Source organism: Neisseria sp. P0021.S007 (genome assembly GCF_051956855.1).
Genome location: NZ_JBQCXA010000903.1, coordinates 1 through 569, shown reverse-complemented (window position 1 = coordinate 569; position 569 = coordinate 1). Strand labels below are relative to the sequence as shown.

Below are 569 nucleotides of genomic sequence, written 5' to 3'. Positions count from 1 at the left end.
GCACCATATGATGCAAAAAGGCATTGCCGTGTAAGTCTAGTTTTAAGAATTGCGGTGTACCGCTGATTTTTGCACTATACAGGGTTTTAACGGGGGATTTTGCTTGGCATTCGGCAGCACGAAAGCTGGAGAAATCATGTTCGCCTTCTAATAATAATGCCGCCTGCTGCATTTTTTCAGGATCGAGTTTGAGGTGCGTCCACCCTATCTTTCCTTGCAATATCGGGGAGCGGACGGGAGATGATTCCAAAAGGTAACGATACCTTCTACCGTATGCATCAAAGCGGGCGTGAAAATGTGGGGCAACCTGCTGCGCGAACAATACAGCCACACCTTCAGGAAGATAAGCATTGACGCCCCGCACCCACGCCTGCTCGGGACGGACCACTACGGTATCAAAATGGACGACTTGCGCAGTCGCGTGTACGCCTGTATCGGTTCGTCCGGCAACGATCGTCCGAATGGTTTCGCCTGCAATTTGGCTGAGTGCGCTTTCCAATACCGTCTGGACAGTCGGCAAACCGTCAGCTTGTTTTTGCCAACCGTAAAATCGGCTGCCGTCATAAGAC

1 protein-coding gene is annotated in these 569 nt (G+C 51.0%); it reads right to left on the bottom strand.

The genetic code is table 11. The annotated features are described in order from the left end of the window. A partial coding sequence (truA, locus tag ACTHUR_RS16625) for a tRNA pseudouridine(38-40) synthase TruA (RefSeq protein WP_440399788.1) occupies nucleotides 1-569 on the bottom strand: 569 nt, incomplete at both ends.